The sequence below is a fragment of the Actinomadura sp. NPDC023710 genome (genome assembly GCF_040639875.1).
Classification (GTDB): Bacteria; Actinomycetota; Actinomycetes; order Streptosporangiales; family Streptosporangiaceae; genus Spirillospora; species Spirillospora citrea.
The window spans coordinates 1-21,792 of the sequence record NZ_JBFAGB010000018.1; the positions used below are offsets into that span (position 1 = coordinate 1).

Below are 21,792 nucleotides of genomic sequence, written 5' to 3' on the forward strand. Positions count from 1 at the left end.
TTCGTCCTGGTCGGTGACGGCTCCTACCTGATGATGGCCCAGGAGTTGACCACCGCCGCCGCCGAAGGGATCAAACTCGTCGTGGTCCTGGTGCAAAACCACGGCTACGCCTCCATCGGCAACCTGTCGGAGTCCGTCGGCGCCCAGCGCTTCGGCACCCGCCACCGCCTGCGCACCCCCACCGGCCTGGACGGCGACCCCATCCCCCTCGACCTCGCCGCCAACGCCGCCAGCCTCGGCGCCGACGTCATCCGCGCGGCCACGTCCACCGACCTGCGGGACGCGCTCCAGCAGGCGCGCAAGTCCCCCAGGACCACGGTCGTCCACATTGAGACGGACCCCTTGGCGGGCACCCCCGACAGTGCGGCATGGTGGGACGTCCCGGTCGCGGAGGTGTCGGCGCTGGACTCCACCCGGGAGGCTCGCGCCCGATATGAGAGGGATAGGGGTACGCGCCGTCATCATCTGTGATCAACTCCTCAGACCGACCAATCGGGGAGAAACGGAGAGCAGCCGATGAGAGGCGTTTTCGCGCGTCGGACGTCCAGGGGTCTCGCGGTGCTGGCCGCCGCGGGGCTGCTGGCGCTGAGCGCCTGCAGCAGCTCGGGCGGCAAGAAGTCCGAGGAGACGCCGGAGGGCGCCGGCCCCCGGTTGAAGATCGCGATGGTCACGCACTCCGGCGCGGGCGACACCTTCTGGGACATCGTCCAGAAGGGGGCCAAGGCCGCCGCCGCCAAGGACAACGTCGAGTTCCTCTACTCCGCCGACCCGGACGGCGGCAAGCAGGCCCAGCTCGTCCAGGCCGCGCTCGACAAGAAGGTCGACGGCATCATCGTCACCCTCGCCAAGCCGGACGCGATGAAGGACGTGCTGGCCCGCGCCGCGGCCGCGAAGGTGCCGGTCGTGTCGATCAACTCCGGCGCCGAGGAGTCGGCCGAGCTCGGCGCGGTGGCGCACTTCGGGCAGGACGAGTCGATCGCCGGTGAGGCGGCCGGCACGGAGCTGGCGAAGATCGGCGCCAAGAAGGCGCTGTGCGTCGTCCACGAGCAGGGCAACGTCGGCCTGGAGGACCGCTGCGCCGGAGCGAAGAAGACGTTCGGCGGCGACCTGCAGAACCTGTTCGTCCAGGGCACCAACATGCCGGAGGTGAAGTCGTCCATCACGGCCAAGCTCCAGGCCGACAAGAGCATCGACGGGATCCTCACGCTCGGCGCCCCGTTCGCCGCGACCGCGGTCGACGCGGTCAAGGAGACCGGGAGCAAGGCCAAGATCGGTACGTTCGACCTGAACAAGGACCTCATCGCCTCGATCAACTCCGGCGCGATCGAGTTCGCCGTCGACCAGCAGCCCTACCTGCAGGGCTACGGGGCCGTCGACGAGCTGTGGCTGCTGAAGAACAACGGCAACGTGCTCGGCGGCGGGCGCCCCGTGCTGACCGGGCCCGCGATCGTGACCAAGCAGAACGCGGCTCAGCTGGAGGCGTTCGCGAACCGGGGGACGCGATGACCCAGGCGGTGGCCGGGCCGCCCGCGGCCCGCCCCGACGAGCGCCTGGCCCGGCGGTCGCCGCTGCGGCGGCTGCTGGGCCGCCCGGAGCTCGGCGCGCTGCTCGGCGCGGTGGCGCTGTTCGCGTTCTTCTCGATCGTCGCGGACGCGTTCCTGCGCGCCGGGTCGTTCTCCACCGTGCTGTACGCGGCCTCGACCTTCGGGATCATGGCGGTCGGGGTGTCGCTGCTGATGATCGGCGGCGAGTTCGACCTGTCCGCCGGGGTGATGGTGACGTCCTCGGCGCTGATCGCCGCGCTGACCGCCTACCAGCTCACGCTGAACGTGTGGGCGGGCGTGGTGATCTCGCTGGTGCTGACGCTGGCGCTCGGCATGGTGAACGGCGTCCTGTACGTCCGGACGCGGCTGCCGAGCTTCATCATCACGCTCGCCACGTTCTTCATGCTCGCGGGCCTGAACCTCGGCGTGACGAAGGCGCTCACCGGCAACGTCGCCAGCGACTCCGTCCGCGACATGGACGGCTTCGCCTCCGCCCGCGCGGTCTTCGCCTCCGACGTGGACGTGCTCGGCGTCAACGTCAAGATCACGGTGTTCTGGTGGCTGCTGTTCACGGCGATCGCCACCTGGCTCCTGCTGCGCACCCGCGTCGGCAACTGGATCTTCGCGGTGGGCGGGGCCGCCGGCAGCGCCCGCGCGGTCGGCGTGCCCGTCGACCGCGTGAAGATCGGCCTGTTCATGGGCGTGGCGCTGTGCGCGTGGTTCTCCGGGATGCACCTGGTGTTCGCGTTCGCGACCGTCCAGTCGGGGGAGGGCGTCGGCAACGAGTTCCTCTACATCATCTGCGCGGTCATCGGCGGATGCCTGCTCACGGGCGGCTACGGGTCGGCGATCGGCGCGGCCATCGGCGCGTTCATCTTCGGCATGACGAACAAGGGCATCGTGTACGCCGAGTGGAACCCCGACTGGTTCCGGTTCTTCCTCGGCGCGATGCTGCTGATCGCCACCGTGGTCAACCTGGTCGTGCGGCGCAGAGTGGAGCGGTCGCCATGACGGACGCGAAGGGGGCGCCGCTCATCAGGCTCAGCGGCGTCGGCAAGAACTACGGCAACGTCATCGCGTTGCGCGACGTGGACCTGGAGGCCTCCGCAGGGGAGGTCACCTGCGTCCTCGGCGACAACGGCGCCGGCAAGTCCACGCTCATCAAGGTCGTCGCGGGCCTGCACCGCCACGACACCGGCACCTACGAGGTGCGGGGCGAGGAGGTGAGCTTCGGTTCGCCCCGCGACGCCCTCGACCGCGGCATCGCGACCGTCTACCAGGACCTCGCGGTCGTCCCGCTCATGCCGGTCTGGCGCAACTTCTTCCTCGGCTCGGAGAAGCGGGGGCGCTTCGGACGCCTGGACGTCGGGTCCATGCGCGCGACCACCCACCGGGAGATGGCCGCGATGGGCATCGACCTGCGCGACGTGGACCAGCCCATCGGGACCCTGTCGGGCGGCGAGCGGCAGTGCGTGGCCATCGCCCGCGCCGTCCACTTCGGCGCCGAGGCCCTCGTCCTGGACGAGCCCACCGCCGCCCTCGGCGTCAAGCAGGCCGGGGTGGTGCTGCGCTACATCGTGCAGGCGCGGGAACGGGGCCTCGCGGTCGTCTTCATCACCCACAACCCGCACCACGCCTACCCGGTCGGCGACCGCTTCCTGATCCTCAACCGGGGGCGCGGCATCGGATACCACACCAAGGAGGAGATCACCCGCGAGGAGCTCACCGGCCTCATGGCGGGCGGCGGCGAACTGGAGGAGCTCGCCCACGAACTCGACGCGGCGGGCTCTTCGGCGGCCGCCGCGCAGCTGACCAAGGAGGCCGAGAGCCTGGGCCTCACCGACGACTGACGGCCCCCCGGGCCACCTCCCGTGGCCCGGGGCGGTCCTCACCCGGACCCGGGCGGCGCCGGTCCGGGGCGGACGCGCGGCTCCCCAGACCGAGACCGCGAAACCGTGGCGGATCACGCAGCGCGATGCGACACTCACAGAGCCGTGAAGACCAACCTCCCCGCCGAGCCCAACGCCTTCGTCGGCCGCGAACGCGACGCCGCCGACCTCGGCAGGCTGCTGGAGGGCATGCGCGCCGTCACCTTGTGCGGGGCGGGTGGGATCGGCAAGACGCGGCTCGCGCTGCATGTCGCGCACGCGGTCCTCGACGGGCCCCGGGCGGCCGACGCGCATGACGGGGGCGTCTGGTTCGTGGAACTGGCCGACGTCCGCCCGGACGGGACGACCGGGCCCGTCGCGCGGCGCGTCGCCGCGGTCCTCGACGTGGCCGAGGAGGACGGCCGGCCGCTCACCGAGACCCTCGCCGACGCGCTGCGCGCGCCCGCGGTCCTGCTCGTCCTGGACAACTGCGAGCATGTCGTCGAGGAGTGCGCGAAGCTCACCGGCCTGCTGCTGGCCCGCTGTCCGCGACTGCGGATCCTCGCCACCAGCCGGGAGCCGCTGCGGATGGCGGGGGAGAACGTGTGGCGGGTGCCGCCCCTGGAGCCGGGCGAGGCGGTCCGGCTGTTCCTGGAGCGCGCCAGGGCGGCGCGGCCCGGCTTCGCCGCGTCCGAGGCCGTGCACGAGGTCACCCGGGCCCTCGACGGGATGCCGCTGGCGGTGGAGCTCGCCGCCGCCCGGGTCCGGGTGCTGTCGGCCGAGCAGATCGCGCGCCGCCTCGCCGACCGGTTCCGGCTGCTCAGCGCCGGGGACCGCACCGCCCCCGCCCGGCAGCGGACGCTGCGCGCCGCGATCGACTGGAGCCACGAGCTGCTGGACGGGCCGGAGCGCGTCCTCCTGCGTCGCCTGTCGGTCTTCGCGGGCTGGACGCTGGAGCAGGCCGAGCACGTCTGCGCCGACCCCGCGCCGTCCGGTGCCGCCCCGTCCGGTGCCGCCCTGCCCGCCGACGACGTCCTGGACGCGCTCACCGCCCTCGTCGACAAGTCCCTCGCGACGGTGACCGGGGAGGCGGGCGGGGAGGTCCGGTTCCGGCTGCTCGACAGCATCCGCGAGTACGCGGCCGAGCGGCTCGCGGGCGCCGGTGAGGAGGCGGTGTTCCGCGGGCGGCACCGCGACGCCGTCCTCGCCGACGCCGAACGCGACGGCCGGATCGGGCTCGGCGTCGAGCCCGCGCCCTGGGCCGACCGGGTGGCGCTGTTCCACCGGTACGACACCGAGCTCGGCAACGTGGAGGCCGCGCTGACCTGGTCGCTCGACCACGGCGACATCGCCGAGGGGCTGCGGCTGTGCACCGCGCTGCGGACCTTCTGGATCGCGCGCGGCCGCGTCGCCGAGTGGGCCGACCGGACCGACCGCTTCCTGTCCGCCGCCCGCGATCCCGACCGGCGCGGTCTCGACCCGCGCGTCCTCGGCCCGGCGCTCGCCGGCCGCGCCCAGCTCGCCATGGGGGGCCGCGACTTCGCCCAGGCCGCCCGGCACGCCGACGAGGCGCTCGTCCTCTGCCGCGAGGCCGGGAACGAGTTCATGACCGCGACCGCGCTGATCACCGGGGCCGAGTGCCTCGCCCGCGCCGGCCGCTTCGCCGACGCCGCCCGCCGCCTGGACGAGGCCGACGCCCTCGTCCGCGGGCCCGGCCGGGAGTGGACCCGCGCCTACGCGTGCGCGGCCCGCGGCTACCTGCTGATCCGGGAGTCGCGCCTGCGCGAGGCCCGCGAGCGGCTCGACACGGCCGCGGCCGTCATGCGGGACATCGGCCAGCTGTGGGGCGCCTCCCACGCCATGATCGGCCTCGGCAGGCTCGCCGAGCTGCGCGGCGACCCGGCCGCGGCCCGCGGCCACTACGCCGCGGTCCTGCCGATCCTCACCGAGATCGGCGCGCGGCCGGAGATGGCGAGGGCCCTCGCCGGGCTCGGCCGCGTCGCGCTCGCCCGGGGCGACCTGGCCTCGGCCCGCGCGTCCCTCGCGGAGAGCCTCGCGCTGAGCCGCTCGTCCGGCATCCGGCTGGACATGGCCCGCGCCCTGGACGCGTTCGCCGAGCTGGTCGCGTCCGAGGGCGACGCGCGCGGCGCGGTGAGGCTCGCCGGCGCGGCGTCCGCGCTGCGCGAGGCGACCGGCCGCGAGCCCGGCGCCGGCGCCCGCCGCGAGCGCACCCTCGAACCGATCCGCCGCAGGATCGGGGAACCCCTCGTCGCCCAGTACTGGGGCGAGGGCCGCGCGATGCCCGCCGACGAGGCGATCGCCCACGCGCTCCGCGCCCCCGAGACCGTCCCGCCGCCCCGGCGGCCGGTCTCGGACGCCCCGGTGAAGGACGTCGCCGAACCGGTCACGCCGCCGAGCGGCCTGACGGCCCGCGAACGGGAGATCGCCCGCCTCGTCTCCCGCGGACTCAGCAACCGCGGGATCGCCGACGAGCTGGTCATCAGCCCCGCCACCGTCGCCCGCCACGTCACCAACATCCTGACCAAGCTCGGCTTCTCCTCCCGCGCCCAGATCGCCGCCTGGGCCGTGGACAACATCCCCGCGGAGGATTCCTGACCCCCGCGGTGTGTACACACCGCGTACGCTCCCCGGGCGCCCGTCGAATACGACGGTGGTTGCGCACTTCGGAGCATGCGCGGACGGACTCGCCGACCTAGCGTCGGCGCCATGCTCTCCAGAGGTGCGGACCCCGCCTACCCGGCGGTCACGGTGACCCGCGCGGTCTTCGGCGCGGCACCCGACCCCGGGAAGACCGCGGTGCTGGACGCGTCCTCCGGGCGCTCGCTGTCCCACGGGGGATTCTCCGCCCTGGTCGAGACCGCGGCCTCCGCCCTGGCGCGCGCCGGGGCGGCGCCGGGGGACGTGATCGGCCTGCGCCTGCGCGAGCCCCTGGACCTCGCCGTCGCCCTGCACGCGGTGATCGCGGCCGGCGCCGTCCCCTTTCCCCTCACCGCCTCGGACACGTCCCGCCTCCTCGAAGAGACCGGTGCCCGCTCCGTCATCACCGACGGCCCCCGCGGCGACGACGGCCCCCGCACCGGTGAGGCGGCCCTGCCCCCGCTCACCGATCTGCTCGCCACCGCGGCCCCCGCGGGCGAGGCCCTGCCCGCGGCCGGCGTCCGCACCTGCGGCGACATCGCGCTGCTGGCGTGCACGCGGGGGACCGGCAGGGGGCCCGCCCGGACGGTGCGGCTGACGCACGCGGAGGTCGTGGCGGGCCTGCTGAGGGTCGCGGAGTCGGCCATGTTCGGCGGGGCGGACACGGTGCTGAGCGCGCTGCCGTTCAGCACCGTCCTCGGGCTGAACGGGGTGCTCAACCCGGCGCTGCGGCTCGGCGCCACCGTCGTCGCGTTCTCCGGGGCGGGACGCCACGACCTGCTCCGCGCGCTGCGGGACCACCGGGTGACCGTCGCGGTGCTGCCGCCGGAGCTCCTGGAGGCCCTCGCCCACGAGCGCGCCGTCTGCCGCTACGACCTGCGGGCGCTGCGCGCCGTCGTGGTCGCCGGCGGACCGCTCGCGGCGGAGGAGGCGCGCGCCGCCGCGTCCCGGCTGGGCTGCCCGGTGCGGCAGGCGTACGGGCTGGCCGAGGCCGGCGGGTTCACCCACCTCAACCTGCGCGCGGCCGAGGAGGGGACGCTCGACTCGGTCGGGCGCGGCCTGCCGGGCGTGGCGTGGCAGGTCGTGGACCCGCGCACGGGGGCGGTGCAGCCGTCCTACCAGCCGGGCGAGATGTGCGTGCGGCTCCCGGCGGCGCGGGACGCCGCGGGGCCCGTGCGGTGGCTGCCCACCGGGGACTCGGCGTTCGCCGACGAGCACGGGCGGGTCTTCATCCTCGGACGGCTCGGCGGCGCGCACCGCGAACCGCCCGGCGACCCGGAGGCGGTGCTGGCCGCGCATCCGTCCGTGGGGGACGCCGTCGTGGCGCCCGCCCCCGACCACGATCTCGGGCTCGCGCCCCACGCGTTCGCCGTGCTGGCCGAACCGGTGTCCGAGGCCGACCTCCTCGCCTACGTCAACGGGCGCGTGCCGAGGACCCGGGAGGTGTCGGCGGTGCACGTCGTGGACGAGATCCCCCGCACGCCCGACGGCCGGGTCAGGCGCCGGCAGCTTCTGGAGCGCGCCGGTTTCGGCCCATGACGTACACATACGGCTACACCGTTCTTCGGATGCGGCCCCGGACGCGCGCGACGTACCTTCGCGGCATGCCCGAGGCGAGCACTCCGGTCCACGACGCCACGATCACCGACGTGGTGCTGGAGGCGGCCAGGGACGTCGCGAAGAGAGCCGCCGCCTCCCGGCACGGGGAGCGCCCCGCCCTCGTCGATCCCGCGGGCGGGCTCGGGTACGCGGACTTCGCGCGGGCCGTCCCGGCCGCCGCCGCCGGCCTGCGCCGCCACGGGGTCAGGCACGGCGACGTCGGTGCGGTGCACGTCTCCGGCGTCCGCGAACTGGCCGTCGCCGCCCACACGGTCACCGCCGCCGGGGCCGTGCCGGTCCTGCTCCCGCCCGGCGGCGCCCCCGCCGGGCTCGCGGCGCTGATGAACGACACCGGCGCCCGTTTCCTGCTGACCGGCGAGGAGACCGCGGCCCTGTCGATGGCCGCCGTGGAGCGTTCGTACGTCAGGCAGGTCTTCGCCTTCGGGGACGTCCCCGGCGCCACGCCGTTCCGCCGGCTCCTGGAACCCGGGGCCGCCCCGGCCGGCAGGCCGGCCGACCCGCTCCGGGACGCGGCGCTGCGCGTGCCGGCCCCGCCGGAGGACATCACCCACGCCGCCCGCCTCGCCGACCTCCACCGCCTGTGCGGGACGCTGGACATCTCGGACGGCGACGTGCTCGCCCTGTGCGGCCAGGACGTTTCCGCGCTCACCCGGATGGGGCTGGTGGACCTGTGTCTCATGCAGGGCGCCACGCTCGTGGGCGTCCCCGGCCGCGAGGCGAAGGATCTGCTCGAAGCGATCCTCGACCACCGGGCCACCGCCGCCGTCGTCACGCCGGCCAAGCTCCGCGCCATCGCCTTCGACCACGGCAGCGTCCCCGTCGCGGGGGTCCGCCTCCTGGTGACGGGCGCGCCGTCCGCCGGGGCCGTCCACGCCTGCCGCGCCCGGCACCGCTGGCCGGTCACCCCGCTGTGCTGACGGGCCGTGCCCGAGCGTCCGGGGGACGCGCGGGAACGGCGGGCGTCACCCCGCGGGGGCGGGGTGGGGGATGGACTTGTGCTCCAGGTAGGCGTGCAGGCCCTCGGGGCCGAGCTCGCGGCCGAGGCCGCTGTTCTTGTAGCCGCCGAACGGGGTGTTCGGGTCGAGGGTGTACATGTTGACGCCGCAGCTCCCGGTGCGGATGCGGCGGGCGACGTCGACGCCGTGGTCGACGTCGGAGGTCCAGACCGAGCCGCCGAGCCCGTAGTCGCTGTCGTTGGCGATCCTGATGGCGTCGGCCTCGTCCTCGTAGGGGATGAGGACCAGCACGGGGCCGAAGATCTCCTCGCGGGCGATGCGCATGTCGTTGCCCACGTCGCCGAAGACGGTGGGCGCGACGTACCAGCCGCGGTCGTGCGGGCGGTTCAGCCCGCCGGTGATCAGCTTGGCGCCCTCGTCCTGGCCGATCCGGATGTAGTTCTCCACGCGCTCCTGCTGCCGCCTGGCGACCAGCGGGCCGATCTCGCAGCCGTAGTCGGCGGGGTCGCCGACGGCGAGGCCGCCCACCATGGTCGCGAGGGCGTCGGCGACCTCGTCGTAGCGGCGGCGGGACGCCAGGATGCGGGTCTGCGCGGCGCACGCCTCGCCGTTGTTCATCAGCGAGGCGAGCTTGAAGCCCTCGATGGTGGAGGCCAGGTCCGCGTCGTCCAGGATGATCGCGGCGGACTTGCCGCCGAGTTCGAGGGTGACCCGCTTGAGCTGCTCGCCGCAGACCGCGCCGATCTTGCGCCCGGCGGCGGTGGAGCCGGTGAAGGACACCTTGTCGACGTCGGGGTGCGCGACGAGGTAGGCGCCGACCTCGCGTCCGGCCGGGACGAAGTTGACGACGCCCTCGGGGATGCCCGCCTCGCGGATCCACTCGGCGAGCAGGTAGGAGTCGAGGGGGGTCTCGGGGGAGGGCTTGGCCACGACCGTGCAGCCGGCGATGAGCGCGGGCGCGAGCTTGAGCATCAGCGTGAACTGCGGGACGTTCCACGGGACGATCGCCGCGACGACGCCGACCGGCTCCTGGGTGACCGTGACCGGGCCCAGCATGCCCTGCCGCTCCTCCTCCCAGGTGTAGGAGGCGGCGAGGTCCACGTAGTACTGCAGCACCATCTGCGGGATGGCCGACTGCCCGAACACCGAGAACATGATGGGCGATCCCATCTCGGCGGTCACGAGGTCGGCCATCTCCTGCTGCCGCTCGGCGTAGATCGCCGAGAGCCGGCCGACGACCTCCGCGCGCTCGGCGGGGGTCATCCGCGGCCAGGGGCCCTCGTCGAAGGCGCGCCGGGCCGCCGCGACGGCCGCGTCGATGTCGCCCTCGGTGCCCTCGGGGACCCGCCCGATGACCTCCTCGGTGTGCGGGGAGACGACGTCGATCACGTCGGTCCCGGCCGGTGCGGCCCACTCGCCTCCGATGAACAGCCGATCGTGCTCGCGCATGCTGCTGTGCCTCCCCTGCCCGAGGGCCGACGCGGGTAACCGAATGCTTGCTTGGCCACAGCATCGCATGACGTCCCGGGGCGTTGGCAAGAGGGATGAGACTGGAGTCTCATTTGATAGAACGGGGGCCATGTCCGAGATCGCCGACGTCTGGTTCGACCCCTCCTGCCCCTACACCTGGATCACGTCGCGGTGGCTGCTGGAGGCCGCGAGGGTCCGGCCCGTCGAGCCGCGCTGGCACCTGCTGAGCCTGGCGGCGCTGAACGAGGGCCGGGACGACGATCCCGAGAACGACCCCGAGGGCTACCTGTGGCTGCCCGCCCGGGTCTGCGCCGCCGTCGCCGGCGAGGCCGGGCAGGCGGCGCTCGGCCGCTTCTACACCGCGTTCGGCACCCGCGTCCACGATCGCGGGGAGATGGAGCCGCGGACGATCCCCGACGCGCTGGACGAGGCCGGCCTGCCGGAGGAGTTCGCCGCCGCGGCCCTGGAGGACCGGTACGACGACGCGGTCCGCGCCTCGACCGCCGAAGGGCTCGCGCGGGTCGGGCCGCACGTCGGCACGCCCGTCGTCGCGGTCGGCGAGCGGGCGTTCTTCGGGCCGGTGCTGTCCCGGATCCCGCGCGGCGAGGAGGCCGGGCGGCTGTGGGACGGGACGCTCCTCGTCGCCGGGACGGCCGGCTTCCACGAGCTGAAGGGACGCCCCCACGCCGCCCCCGACCTCTCCTAGAGCAGGTGCGCGTTCGGGCGGCGGGCGCGCCCGGCGAGCTCGGGCAGCTCGACCGCCTCGACGCCCGCGGCCGCGAGGATCTCCGCGCCCGTGCCCGCGGCGAACAGGGCCGGCTCGCGCCAGGCGAACACCACGCGGCGGGCGCCCGAGGCGACGATCAGCTCCGCGCACGTGCGGGGGCGCGACGCGCGGTGCCCGCAGGGTTCGAGCGAGCTGTAGACGGTCGCGCCGGCCAGGCCGCCGCCGGTCCGGGCGAGCGCGGCCTCCTCGGCGTGGTCGTGCGGGTCGTCCTCGCGGGAGAAGCCGCGCGCGACCTCCCGCCCGTCCACCCCGACGATGACCGCGCCCACCGAGAACGCGGTGCGCGAGGGCGGGCACAGGGCCGCGAGGTCGCAGGCCAGGGCCAGCCAGCCGAGGTCATCCACGCGCGCCGCCGACCAGGTAGCGCAGCAGGGCGAGATCGCCGATGCGGGTGGACTCCTCCAGCCGCATGGGGCGCGCCGGCGACTGCGGGAACACCCCGGACCGCACGAAGCGCGGCGCGGACGGGTCGCCGACGAAGAACGGCGCCACCACGAGCTGCAGCTCGTCCACCGCGTCGGCGGTGAGGAACAGCGTGTGGATCCCGCCGCCGCCCTCGACCATCAGCCGCCGGACGCCCCGGGACGCGAGGTCGCCGAGCACCGCGCCCAGCGCGAGCGGGTCGCCGGCGTCCACGACCTCGGCGAGGCCGGCCAGCCGGGCCGCCAGCCCGCCCGCCGTGCCGGTCGGGGCGTACACGAGCTTCGGGGACCCGCCCGTGGTGAAGAACCGCGCGCCGGGGTCCAGGTCGCCGCTCCAGGTCAGCGTCACCTTGGTGAGGTCGGGCGGCAGCCCCCGCGCGACCCGCTGCTCCCGCCGCGCCGCCGACCGGACGAGCAGCCGCGGGTCGTCCGCCCGGACGGTGCCCGCGCCGACGAGGATCGCGTCACAGCCGGCGCGCACCGCGTCGACCCGGTCCCAGTCCGCCGTGCTGGACAGCCGCAGCCGCTCCGGAGTCGCGTCGTCGATGTAGCCGTCGGCGGACATCGCGCAGCTCAGCAGCACATAGGGACGGTCGCTCACGCCGACACCCTACGGGAGCGCCGCGTCCTTGATCGCATCGCTCGCGCAGATCGTTTGAGGCGACTCGGCGTTTCTGCGCCGGATGTGTCGGAGGGGGTGCCTATGGTTGCTGCGACATGCGAATCCTGCACACCTCCGACTGGCATCTCGGCAGATCGTTCCACCGCGAGGACCTGCTGGCCGCGCAGGCGGCGTTCGTCGACCACCTGGTCGAGACCGTCGCGGCGGAGCGGGTCGAGTGCGTGCTGGTCTCCGGGGACGTCTACGACCGGGCCCTGCCCGCCGTCGACGCCGTCCGGCTGTGCAACGAGGCCCTGGAGCGGCTCGCCGCCCACACCCGGGTCGTGCTCATCGCGGGCAACCACGACTCCGCGCGCCGCCTCGGGTTCGGGTCGGCGCTGATGGACGCCGCCGGCGTGCACGTCCGCACCGACTTCGCGACCGTGGGGGAGCCCGTCGTCGTGGGCGACGCCGCGATCTACGGCGTCCCCTACCTGGAGCCCGAGCTCGTCCGCCACCCGTGGGAGCTGGACGAGCGCAGCCACGCCGCCGCGCTCACCGAGGCCATGCGCCGCGTCCGCGACGACGCCGCGCGCCACGACCGGCTCTCGGTCGTGCTCGCGCACGCGTTCGTCACCGGCGGCGAGTCCAGCGAGAGCGAGCGCGACATCTCGGTCGGCGGCTCCTCGCAGGTGTCGGCGTCGGTGTTCGACGGCGTCGACTACGCGGCGCTCGGCCACCTGCACGGCGCCTGGCGCATCGGCGAACGCGTCCGCTACTCGGGCTCGCCGCTCGCGTACTCCTTCTCCGAGGAGAGGCACGTCAAGGGCTCGTGGCTGATCGACCTGCGCGCCGACGGCGTCGCGGCGGAGTTCGTGGAGGCCCCCGTCCCGCGGCGCCTGGCCCGGGTCCGCGGCCGCATCGACGACCTGCTCTCCGACCCGTCTTTCGACGAGGTCGAGGACCGCTGGCTCCAGATCACGCTCACCGACGCGCGCCGCCCGTCCGCCGCGATGGAGCGGCTGCGCCGCCGCTTCCCGCACACGCTCGTCCTCGGCTTCGAGCCCGAGGGCGGCGGCGCGGACGGCGGCCGCACCTGGTCCGAGCGCGTCCGCGAGCGCTCCGCCCTCGACATCGCGGGCGACTTCGTCGCCGAGGTCACCGACGGGCCGGCCACCGGCGCCGAACGCGCCCTGCTCCACGAGGCCTTCGAGGCCTTCCGCCGGAAGGAGGCCATGGCGTGAGGCTGCACCGGCTGGAGATCGCGGCGTTCGGGCCCTTCTCGGGGACGGAGGTCATCGACTTCGACGCGCTGTCCGACGCCGGGCTGTTCCTCATCCAGGGCCGGACGGGCGCGGGCAAGACGAGCATCCTCGACGCGGTGTGCTTCGCGCTCTACGGGCAGGTGCCCGGCGTCCGCAAGGCGGTGAAGGGGCTGCGCAGCGACCACGCGCCGCCTGGCGCCGGGCCGCGCGTGGTGCTGGAGACGACCATCCGGGGCCGCCGGCTTCGCGTCACGCGCTCGCCCGCCTGGGAGCGGCCGAAGCTGCGCGGGTCCGGGACGACGACCGAGCACGCCAAGGTCGTCCTCGAGGAGTTCGAGCACGGCTCGTGGGTCGGGCTCAGCACCCGGCTGGACGAGGCTGGCGACCTCGTGTCGCAGATGCTCGGGATGGACGCGACCCAGTTCTGCCAGGTGGCGATGCTGCCGCAGGGGGAGTTCGCCGGGTTCCTGCGCGCCGGCGTCGACGACCGGCGCAAGGTGCTGGAGCGGCTGTTCGCCGCCGAGGTGTTCGCGCAGGTCGAGAAGTGGCTCGCCGAGCGGCGTGCCGCGACCGGCCGGGAGGCCGCCGAGCTCGGGGCGCGGGCGGTCTCGATCGCTGACCGGATCTGCGAGACGACCGGCGCCGCCCCGCCGCGCGCGCCTCGCCCGGCCGTCCCGGCGCCGCGTCGCGGGGAGCCGGCCGTGGAGCCGTTCGCCGAGGTGGAGGCGCTGCCCGCGTGGGCCGCCGAGCTGGCGGGCGGTCAGGAGGACGTCCGCGCCGTCGTCGAGGAGCTGCGCGCGGGCGTGGCGTCGGCGCTGGGCGCGGCCCGCGAGGAACTGCAGGACGCGCGGGCGCTCGCCGACCGGCGGCGCCGCCACGCCGAGGCGCTCGCCAGGCGCGACGCGCTGGCCGAGCGCGCGGAGGAGAAGTCGGGGCTGGCCTCGCGGCTGGACGCCGCCGCCCGCGCCGACCGGGTCGTCCCGCTGGTCAGGGATGTCCAGGCCCGGTACGGGGAGGCGAGCCGCGCCCGCCGCTGGGCCGAGGAGACCCGGGCCCGGGCCGCCGCCCTGCTGCCGCCGAAGGCGCCGCAGGACGTCCTCGCCAAGGCCGAGCGCGACCGCCGCGACGAGGTCGCGGCGCTGGAGGGCCGCAGGGCCGCCGCCGCCCGGCTCCGGCGGATCGGCCGCGAGCGGGAGGCGCTGGCCGCGGAACTGCTGCGGCTGGAGCCGGAGGACGCGCGGATCCGCGCCGCGCTCGCCGAACTTCCCGCGCTCGTCGAGGGGCGCCGCGCCGAGCTGGACGAGGCCAGGATCGCCGCCGCCGGACGCTCCGGCGCCGCGGCCGCCGTCCGGGACGCCGGGCGCCGCCTCGACGCGGCGCAGCGCCGCGACCAGGTGGAGCAACGGCTCGCCGAGGCGGAGGCCGGGTACCGGACGGCGGTCGACGCGGCCCAGGACGCCCGGCAGCACGTCCTCGACCTCCGGCAGGCGCGGCTGGACGGCATGGCCGCCGTCCTCGCCGAGGAGCTCGCGGACGGCGAGCCCTGCCGGGTCTGCGGCTCCACCGAGCACCCGGCCCCGGTGGCCTCGCTCGCGCTGATCCCGACCGAGGAGCAGGTGGAGGGGGCGCAGGCCGAGGCCGACGAGGCCCAGGACGTCCGGGAGCGGGCCGGGACCGCGGCCGGGGAGCTGCGCACCGAGCGCGACAAGCTGCTGGAGATCGCCGGGGAGGCCGACGCGGACGCCCTCGCCGCCGAGCTCGCCGAGGCGGAGACGGCGCTGGCGGCCGCGGAGGCCCGCGCGGCGGAGGCCGAACGGCTGGAGGCCGCGCTCCACCGGCACGAGCAGGAGCTCGACCAGGTCCGCTCCGCGCGGGAGGAGACCGGCCGCGCCCTCACCGAGAACCGCACCCACGACCGGGAACTGGCCGCCGAGCAGACCCGCCTGTCCGCCGAGCTGGACGAGGCGCGCGGCGGCGACCCGACGCTGGAGGCCCGCATCGCCAGGCTCGCCGGGGAGGCCGACGCGCTCGCCGCGGCGGTCGAGGCGGCCCGCGCGTACGGGCGCGCCGACGAGGAGCTGGCCGCCGCCCGCGCCAAGGCCGCGCAGGAGGCCGAGGAGCAGGGGTTCCGGACGCCGGAGGAGGTCCTCGAAGCCGCGCTGCCGGACGAGGACCAGGGCGTCCTGCGCGACCGGATCCGCAGGCTCGACGACGAGGAGGCCGAGGTCCGCGCCCTGCTCGGCGACCCGGAGCTGGTCGCGGCCGCCGCCGCGCCCGCGCCCGACCTGCCCGCCCTGGAGGCGGCGGTGGCCGCGGCGGACGCGGCGCACACCGGGGCCGCGAACGCCGCCGACCGCGCGCGGCACCGCTGCGAGCGCCTCGCCGAGCTGCGCATGGACCTCGCCGCCGCCGTCGGCGCGTGGCGACCCGCCGCCGGGCGGCACGAGGTCGCCGAGCGCGTGGCCGGGCTCGCCTCGGGCAAGCACGCCGCGAACCGGCACGCCATGTCGCTGTCGGCGTACGTGCTGGCCGCCCGCCTCGAACAGGTCGTCGCCGCCGCGAACGAGCGGCTGCACCGCATGTCCGGGGGCCGCTACGCCCTCGTCCACACCACCGACAAGGCGGCGGGCGACCGCACCAAGGGCGCCGGGGGCCTCGGCCTGCGCGTCGCCGACTCCTGGACGGGCCTGATGCGCGACCCGGTCACCCTGTCGGGCGGCGAGTCGTTCATCACCTCGCTGGCGCTGGCCCTCGGCCTCGCCGACGTCGTCACCGCCGAGGCGGGCGGCACCGAGATCGGCACGCTGTTCGTCGACGAGGGATTCGGCACCCTCGACGAGGAGACCCTCGACGAGGTCATGGACGTCCTGGACGGCCTGCGCGACGGCGGCCGGGCGGTCGGCATCGTCAGCCACGTCGCCGAGCTGCGCGCCCGCATCCCCGCCCAGCTCCGCGTCACCAAGGACCGCGCGGGCTCCACCGCCGCCGTCGTCGTCTGACGCGGCCGAAGGCGCCGGGGCGCCGGTCAGCCGGAGATGTACTGCAGGATCACGTTGTGCACGTGGTGGCTCTTGTCGGCGCCGCGGAACTCGACCTCGTAGGTGTGCGTGCCGACGTTGATCGCGATGGAGCCGGTGGAGAAGTAGGACCCGGCCCACGACTTGTTGCTGACCACGCTCACCGAGGTGACCCTGGAGTAGGGCACGCTGGTGATCGCGTACTTCTTGCCGGCGAAACTGCGGTCCTGGATGATCACCCTGCGGTCGGTGAGCCCGATGAACCCGGTGCCGGCGCCGACCGCGTCGTAGACGGCGATGATCTGCTCGCCGGGCAGCAGCCCGCTCTCGATCTGCTTGAGCTGGCCCGACCTGTCGTGCTGGACCCCGTCGCCCATGGCTCCTCCGGTGCTCGCGGCGTTCGTCCCGTTCCGTAGGGAGTGTCTCAGCCGCCGGGCGCGGACCGGGCGGCTTCCAGGAAGCCGACGCACCGGCCGAGCAGGTCGACCAGCGTCCGCCGTTCGGCGTCGGTGAACTCGGCGGCGAGCCCGCGCTCGACCTTGACCGCGCGGGCGTCGGCGCTCTCCAGGACGGCCGCGCCCTCGGCGGTGAGCCGGGTCTCCAGGATGTTGCGGTGCCACTGGTGCGGGGTGCGCTCGATCAGCCCGCGCTCCTGGAGGTTCTTCAGGACGGTGTTCATCGTCGGCGGGGTGACCGCGCACGCCCGGGCCAGTGCGGCGGCCGACATGCCCGGGTTGTCGTCGAGGTGGAGCAGGGCCGAGTACTGCGGGACCGTGAGCCCGCTCGGCTTCAGTGCCGCCTGCTTGGCGCCGTTGAGCGCCTGCTCGGCGCGCTTGAGGTGCGAGCCGAGCCGCTCCGGGACGGGCAACGAGGTCATCTCCGCATGGTATCGAGCCTTTGAAGAGAAGACCGTTGACGAGTATTAGGGTTCTAACTATCGTATGTGTGCGTACTAATGATGTAACTCGAACGGAGATGTCATGTCGCGCATCCAGCGCTCCACCACGGCGGCCGTGGCGGGCCTCGCCGCCGCCGCTCTCGCCGTCTCCGCCGCGTCCGCGTCCACGGCGGCCGGCCCGCCCGCCGGCGCCGCCGCGGCCCCGGCGGCCGCGTCGCGGATCTCCACGGCCTACGTCCTGCCGGGCGACCGCGTGTACCCCGAGGGCATCGCCGCGGACCCGCGCACGGGCACGATGTACGCCGGGTCCTTCGAGGACGGCACGGTCTACCGCATGCGTCCGGGCCACCGCACGGCCGAGGTGTTCCTGCCCGCGGGCGCCGACGGCCGCCACACCGCCAACGGTCTGAAGACCGACCGGGCCGGACGGCTGTGGGTGATCGACTCCTCGTCCGGCGTCGCGGTCTACGACGTCCGGAGCCGCGCCCTGCTGGCGCGGTTCGTCGTCCCCGGCGCCGGCGCCCGGTTCGTCAACGACCTCGCCGTCGCACCCGACGGCGGCGTCTACCTGACCGACAGCTCCCGCGCCGTCGTCTACCGGGTCACGCCGCGCGATCTGGACGCGGCCCGGGGCGGGATCGGCACGCTGTCGCCCCGGTTCGACCTGGGCGGCCTTCTTGAACCGCATAAGCCGGGCGATTTCACCCTGAACGGGATCGTCGCCGACCCCACGGGGCGGTTCCTGCTGACCGACGACATGCTCGGCGGCGACCTCTACCGGCTGGACCTCGCCACCGGTGCCATCCGCAAGGTCGCTCTGAGCGGCGGCGACATGCACAACGCGGACGGCCTCGAACTCCAGGACGGGCGCCTCTGGACGGCCGACAACATCGACAACGCCCTCACCCGCTGGCGTGTCGCGCCCGACGGGACGCGGGCCCGCCTGGAGCGCACGCTGGTGGACCCGTCCCTCCAGGTCCCGACGACGCTCGTCCGCCGCCACGGGACGCTCTACGTGGTCCGCTCGCAGTTCGACAAGGGCGGTCCGCTCGGCGACGGCACTCCGGAGATCCCCTTCACCGTCGCCGCCGTCCGGGGCCTCTGACCGCCGAACCCGGCCCCTGCCGTCACAGGTTCGTGAGCAGGACGGCGGGGTTCTCCACGCAGTCGGCGACGAACCGCAGGAACCCGCCCGCCGCGCCGCCGTCGCAGACCCGGTGGTCGAACGTCAGGGAGAGCTGGGTCATCTTGCGCGGCACGACCGTGCCGTCCACCACCCAGGGGCGGTCGATGATCCGGCCGACGCCGACCAGCGCCGCCTCGGGATGGTTGATGATCGGGGTGGAGCCGTCCACGCCGAACACGCCGTAGTTGTTGAGGGTGAACGTGCCGCCCGTCAGCGCCTCGGGCGGCAGCCCGCCCGAGCGCGCGAGCCCGGTGAGCCCTGCCAGCTCCGCGGCGATCTGCGCGGTCGTCATCAGGTGCGCGTCCCGCACGACCGGCACGACGAGGCCGCGGTCGGTCTGCGCGGCGAAACCGAGGTTGACATGCCCGTACCGGACGATCTCCTGCCGGTCGGCGTCGACCGAGGAGTTCAGTTCGGGGAACTCCCGCAGAGCGGCCACGCAGATGCGGGCCAGCAGGGCCAGCAGCCCGATGCCGAGTTCGGGGCGGGACCTCCGCAGCGCGTCCCTGGCCTCGACCAGGGCGGTCGCGTCGGCGTCCACCCAGGTCGTCGCGTCCGGGATCTCGGTGCGGCTGCGGGTGAGCTTGTCGGCCACCGCCCGGCGGATCCCGCGCAGCGGGATCCGCTCGGGCATCGGACGGGCCGGTGCCGGCGTCGCGGCGACCGGGGCGCCGGCCGTCTCGGCGGCCGTGCCCGCGGAGGCGACGGCCTGTTCGACGTCCCGCCGCAGGATCACGCCGCGCGGCCCGGTGGGGGTGACGGCGGCGAGGTCGAGGCCGTGCTCGCGCGCGATCCTGCGGACGAGCGGGGAGATCACGCGGGGGGCTTCCGCGCGGCGGGGCGCCGGAGCGGGGGCCACCGGAGCGGGGGCCACCGGAGCGGGGGCCACCGCCGGGGCCTTCGGGCCGCCGGCGCGGCGGCGTCCGCGCCGGCCCGGCCCGTGCCCGGTGCCGTAGCCGATCAGGACGTTGCCGGATCCGGCCTGCTCCTCCTCGCGGTAGCGGGCCGCCTCCGGATGCACGTCCGCGACGGGCGCGGGTCCGGTCGCGGCGCCGGCGGGGCCGACCTCGATGAGCGGCTCGCCGACCGCGAGGATCGCGCCCGCCTCCGCGTGCAGCCTCAGGACGGTCCCCGCGTAGGGGACGGGGACCTCCACCGCCGCCTTGGCGGTCTCGACCTCCACCACGACCTGGTCGACCTCGACGGTGTCGCCCGCGGCGACCTTCCATTCGACGATCTCGGCCTCGGTCAGGCCCTCGCCGAGGTCGGGCAGGCGGAACACCTGCCGGGTGGCGGCGGTCACGACGCCTCCCTGTCCAGGTGCAGGACGTCGGGGGCGTCGTCGAACTGGAGCCGGTCGACGGCGTCCAGGACGCGGTCGGCGTCCGGCAGGTGCGCGTGCTCCAGCTTCGGCGGCGGGTAGGGGATGTCGAACCCGGAGACCCGCAGCACCGGCGCGGCCAGCGAATGGAAGCAGCGCTCCTGCACGCGGGCCGCGATCTCCGCCCCCACGCCCGCGAAGCCCTGGGCCTCCTGGACGACCACGCACCGGCCCGTCTTGCGCACCGAGGCGGCGACGGTGCCGTCGTCGAACGGGACGATGGTGCGCAGGTCCACCACCTCCAGGTCGCGTCCCTCCCGCGCGGCGGCCTCGGCGGCCTCCAGCGCCACCGGGACGCTCGGCCCGTAGGCGACCAGCGTCGCGTCCCGCCCCTCGCGGCGCACCGCGGCCCGCCCGAACCCGGCGGCGCGCCGGTTCTCGCGGGTGACGTCGCCCTTGGCCCAGTACAGCCGCTTCGGCTCCATGAAGATGACCGGGTCGGGGTCGGTGACGGCGTCGCGCAGCAGCCAGTACGCGTCGTCGGCGGTGGCGGGCGTGACGACCTTCAGTCCCGGCGTGTGGGCGTAGTAGGCCTCGCTGGAGTCGCAGTGGTGCTCGACGCCGCCGATCCCTCCCGCGTAGGGGATGCGGATCACCATCGGCAGCGACACGCGGCCGCGGGTGCGGTTGCGGAACTTGGCCACGTGCGAGGCGATCTGCTCGAAGGCCGGGTAGGCGAAGGCGTCGAACTGCATCTCCACCACGGGGCGGAAGCCGCCCATCGCCATGCCCACGGCCAGGCCGACGATCCCCGCCTCGGCCAGCGGGGTGTCGAAGCAGCGGTCCTCGCCGAAGTCCCGGGTCAGCCCGTCGGTGATGCGGAAGACCCCGCCGAGGGGTCCCACGTCCTCGCCGAAGACCAGCACCCGCTCGTCCTCGGTCAGCGCGTCCCGGAGCGCGGCGTTCAGCGCCTGCGCCATCGTCGTCGCGGGCATGTCAGTCCTCCCCGGGGAGCATTTCGGACGCCAGCAGGGCGCGCTGCTCGCGCAGCTGCGGCGTGGGTTCGGCGAAGACGTGGTCGAACAGCTCGAACGGGTCGGTCTCCGGGTCGGCGGCCATCCGGTCGCGCAGGCGGGCCGCGTACTCCTCGGCGGCCTCCTGCGCCGACGCGACGTCCTCCTCCGAGAGCAGTCCCCGCCCCCGCAGGTGGGTCTCCAGCCGCGCGAGGGGGTCGGCCGCCTCCCACCGCGCGACCTCCTCGTCCTCGCGGTACCGGGAGGCGTCGTCGGCGTTGGTGTGGGAGTCCATGCGGTAGGTGTGCGCCTCGACCAGGAACGGGCCGTTCCCGGAGCGGGCGTGCTCGGTCGCGGCGGTCAGGACCGACAGGACCGCGACGAGGTCGTTGCCGTCGACCTGCTCGGACCGGATGCCGTAGCCGATCCCCTTGTAGGCCAGCGCGGGCGCGGCGGTCTGCTTGGCCAGCGGCACCGAGATCGCGTACTTGTTGTTCTGGACGAAGAAGACCACGGGCGCGCGCAGGACCCCGGCGTAGTTGAGCGCCTCGTGGAAGTCGCCCTCGCTGGTCCCGCCGTCGCCGACGAACGCCATCACCACGCCGTCCTCGCCCTTGCGGCGCATCGCGTCGGCCATGCCCACGGCGTGGATCGTCTGGGTGGCCAGCGGCGTGCACTGGGGCGCGACGCGCGTGGCCGCCGGGTCGTAGCCGCAGTGCCAGCCGCCGCGCAGGAGCGTGAGCACCTCGACGGGGTCCATGCCGCGGGCGACCAGCGCCACCGAGTCGCGGTAGGTCGGGAACAGCCAGTCGTCCTCGCGCAGCGCGAGCACCCCGGCGATCTGGCAGGCCTCCTGCCCGCGGCTGGACGGGTAGACCGCCAGCCGGCCCTGCTTGGTCAGCGCGGTGGCCTGCCGGTCGAACCGGCGGCCCAGCACCATCCGGCGGTAGGCCTCGACCAGCGCCCCGTCCTCCGGAGCACGGTATCCGGCCGGGCGTCCGGCGTCCGTCCCGTCCTCGGCGACGAAGCGCACCGGGACGGCGGAGGGGAGAAGGCCCTCGACCTCCTGATGAGGTGTCCGCATGGACATGGCGCCGCTCCCTTCCCGTGGACGGTTGTCGGTTCGATCGTCCGCTCGGACGACGATCTGCTCAAGACATGGGGCA

The 21,792-nt window shown here is 75.0% G+C and carries 19 protein-coding genes; 11 read left to right on the forward strand and 8 right to left on the reverse strand.

Annotation, left to right across the window (positions count from 1 at the left end):
- The 7 genes from AB0H37_RS21570 to AB0H37_RS21600 all read left to right on the forward strand — a co-directional run.
- Positions 1–471: thiamine pyrophosphate-dependent enzyme (locus tag AB0H37_RS21570; protein WP_360614641.1), on the forward strand; the 471-nt coding region annotated here is incomplete at its 5' end.
- Between the two features lie 45 nt (positions 472–516).
- Complete coding sequence (locus tag AB0H37_RS21575) at positions 517–1,506, forward strand: sugar ABC transporter substrate-binding protein (protein ID WP_360614642.1); 990 nt, start codon at positions 517–519, stop codon at positions 1,504–1,506.
- On the forward strand, positions 1,503–2,555 hold the full coding sequence (locus tag AB0H37_RS21580; RefSeq protein ID WP_179836139.1) for an ABC transporter permease: 1,053 nt from the start codon (positions 1,503–1,505) through the stop codon (positions 2,553–2,555). The genes AB0H37_RS21575 and AB0H37_RS21580 overlap by 4 nt, the downstream gene beginning before the upstream one ends.
- Positions 2,552–3,394 (forward strand): ATP-binding cassette domain-containing protein, encoded by an 843-nt coding sequence (locus tag AB0H37_RS21585; RefSeq protein ID WP_329088369.1) that lies wholly within the window; start codon positions 2,552–2,554, stop codon positions 3,392–3,394. Before AB0H37_RS21580 ends, AB0H37_RS21585 begins: the two co-directional genes overlap by 4 nt.
- A 144-nt stretch (positions 3,395–3,538) precedes the next feature.
- A complete protein-coding gene (locus AB0H37_RS21590) occupies positions 3,539–6,028 on the forward strand; it encodes a LuxR C-terminal-related transcriptional regulator (protein ID WP_360614645.1) in 2,490 nt (829 codons plus the stop codon).
- A 111-nt stretch (positions 6,029–6,139) separates the two neighbouring features.
- Positions 6,140–7,609: an AMP-binding protein gene (locus tag AB0H37_RS21595; RefSeq protein ID WP_360614646.1), complete on the forward strand. Its 1,470-nt coding sequence runs from the start codon at positions 6,140–6,142 to the stop codon at positions 7,607–7,609.
- Between the two features lie 65 nt (positions 7,610–7,674).
- Positions 7,675–8,607, forward strand: coding sequence for an AMP-binding protein (locus AB0H37_RS21600; protein ID WP_360614648.1), 933 nt, complete (start codon positions 7,675–7,677; stop codon positions 8,605–8,607).
- 45 nt (positions 8,608–8,652) lie between these two features.
- On the opposite strand, the gene AB0H37_RS21605 is transcribed toward AB0H37_RS21600, so the two are convergent.
- On the reverse strand, positions 8,653–10,095 hold the full coding sequence (locus AB0H37_RS21605) for an aldehyde dehydrogenase (protein ID WP_179836135.1): 1,443 nt from the start codon (positions 10,093–10,095) through the stop codon (positions 8,653–8,655).
- 130 nt (positions 10,096–10,225) lie between these two features.
- Between AB0H37_RS21605 and AB0H37_RS21610 the strand changes: the two genes are divergently transcribed.
- The gene (locus AB0H37_RS21610) at positions 10,226–10,822 is read left to right on the forward strand and encodes a disulfide bond formation protein DsbA (RefSeq protein WP_329088378.1); all 597 of its coding nucleotides are present in this window, start codon (positions 10,226–10,228) and stop codon (positions 10,820–10,822) included.
- Here AB0H37_RS21610 and AB0H37_RS21615 read toward each other — a convergent pair.
- Together AB0H37_RS21615 and AB0H37_RS21620 are read right to left on the reverse strand one after the other, a co-directional pair.
- Positions 10,819–11,247, reverse strand: a complete 429-nt coding sequence (locus AB0H37_RS21615) for a dCMP deaminase (protein ID WP_329088381.1) — start codon at positions 11,245–11,247, stop codon at positions 10,819–10,821. The genes AB0H37_RS21610 and AB0H37_RS21615 overlap by 4 nt on opposite strands.
- A complete protein-coding gene (locus tag AB0H37_RS21620; protein WP_179836132.1) occupies positions 11,240–11,926 on the reverse strand; it encodes a dihydrofolate reductase family protein in 687 nt (228 codons plus the stop codon). The genes AB0H37_RS21615 and AB0H37_RS21620 overlap by 8 nt, the downstream gene beginning before the upstream one ends.
- A gap of 116 nt (positions 11,927–12,042) precedes the next feature.
- Here AB0H37_RS21620 and AB0H37_RS21625 point away from each other — a divergent pair, with 116 nt between their 5' ends.
- A complete protein-coding gene (locus AB0H37_RS21625; RefSeq protein WP_360614651.1) occupies positions 12,043–13,170 on the forward strand; it encodes an exonuclease SbcCD subunit D in 1,128 nt (375 codons plus the stop codon).
- On the forward strand, positions 13,167–16,190 hold the full coding sequence (locus AB0H37_RS21630) for an SMC family ATPase (protein ID WP_360614653.1): 3,024 nt from the start codon (positions 13,167–13,169) through the stop codon (positions 16,188–16,190). The genes AB0H37_RS21625 and AB0H37_RS21630 overlap by 4 nt, the downstream gene beginning before the upstream one ends.
- Positions 16,191–16,216: 26 nt before the next feature.
- Here AB0H37_RS21630 and AB0H37_RS21635 read toward each other — a convergent pair whose 3' ends face one another.
- Together AB0H37_RS21635 and AB0H37_RS21640 are read right to left on the reverse strand one after the other, a co-directional pair.
- Positions 16,217–16,585: a PH domain-containing protein gene (locus AB0H37_RS21635; RefSeq protein WP_179836129.1), complete on the reverse strand. Its 369-nt coding sequence runs from the start codon at positions 16,583–16,585 to the stop codon at positions 16,217–16,219.
- Positions 16,586–16,632: 47 nt separating this feature from the next.
- Positions 16,633–17,085: a MarR family transcriptional regulator gene (locus tag AB0H37_RS21640; RefSeq protein WP_179836128.1), complete on the reverse strand. Its 453-nt coding sequence runs from the start codon at positions 17,083–17,085 to the stop codon at positions 16,633–16,635.
- 103 nt (positions 17,086–17,188) lie between these two features.
- Here AB0H37_RS21640 and AB0H37_RS21645 point away from each other — a divergent pair, with 103 nt between their 5' ends.
- Positions 17,189–18,211, forward strand: coding sequence for an SMP-30/gluconolactonase/LRE family protein (locus tag AB0H37_RS21645; protein ID WP_360614655.1), 1,023 nt, complete (start codon positions 17,189–17,191; stop codon positions 18,209–18,211).
- A gap of 22 nt (positions 18,212–18,233) precedes the next feature.
- Here AB0H37_RS21645 and AB0H37_RS21650 read toward each other — a convergent pair whose 3' ends face one another.
- From AB0H37_RS21650 to pdhA, 3 genes are read right to left on the reverse strand one after another with little or no spacing between them, the layout of a single operon-like run.
- Complete coding sequence (locus tag AB0H37_RS21650; protein WP_360614657.1) at positions 18,234–19,595, reverse strand: dihydrolipoamide acetyltransferase family protein; 1,362 nt, start codon at positions 19,593–19,595, stop codon at positions 18,234–18,236.
- Positions 19,592–20,608, reverse strand: a complete 1,017-nt coding sequence (locus tag AB0H37_RS21655) for an alpha-ketoacid dehydrogenase subunit beta (protein ID WP_360614659.1) — start codon at positions 20,606–20,608, stop codon at positions 19,592–19,594. The genes AB0H37_RS21650 and AB0H37_RS21655 overlap by 4 nt, the downstream gene beginning before the upstream one ends.
- 1 nt (position 20,609) lies before the next feature.
- Positions 20,610–21,716: a pyruvate dehydrogenase (acetyl-transferring) E1 component subunit alpha gene (gene pdhA, locus AB0H37_RS21660; RefSeq protein ID WP_360614661.1), complete on the reverse strand. Its 1,107-nt coding sequence runs from the start codon at positions 21,714–21,716 to the stop codon at positions 20,610–20,612.
- Positions 21,717–21,792 lie beyond the last annotated feature (76 nt).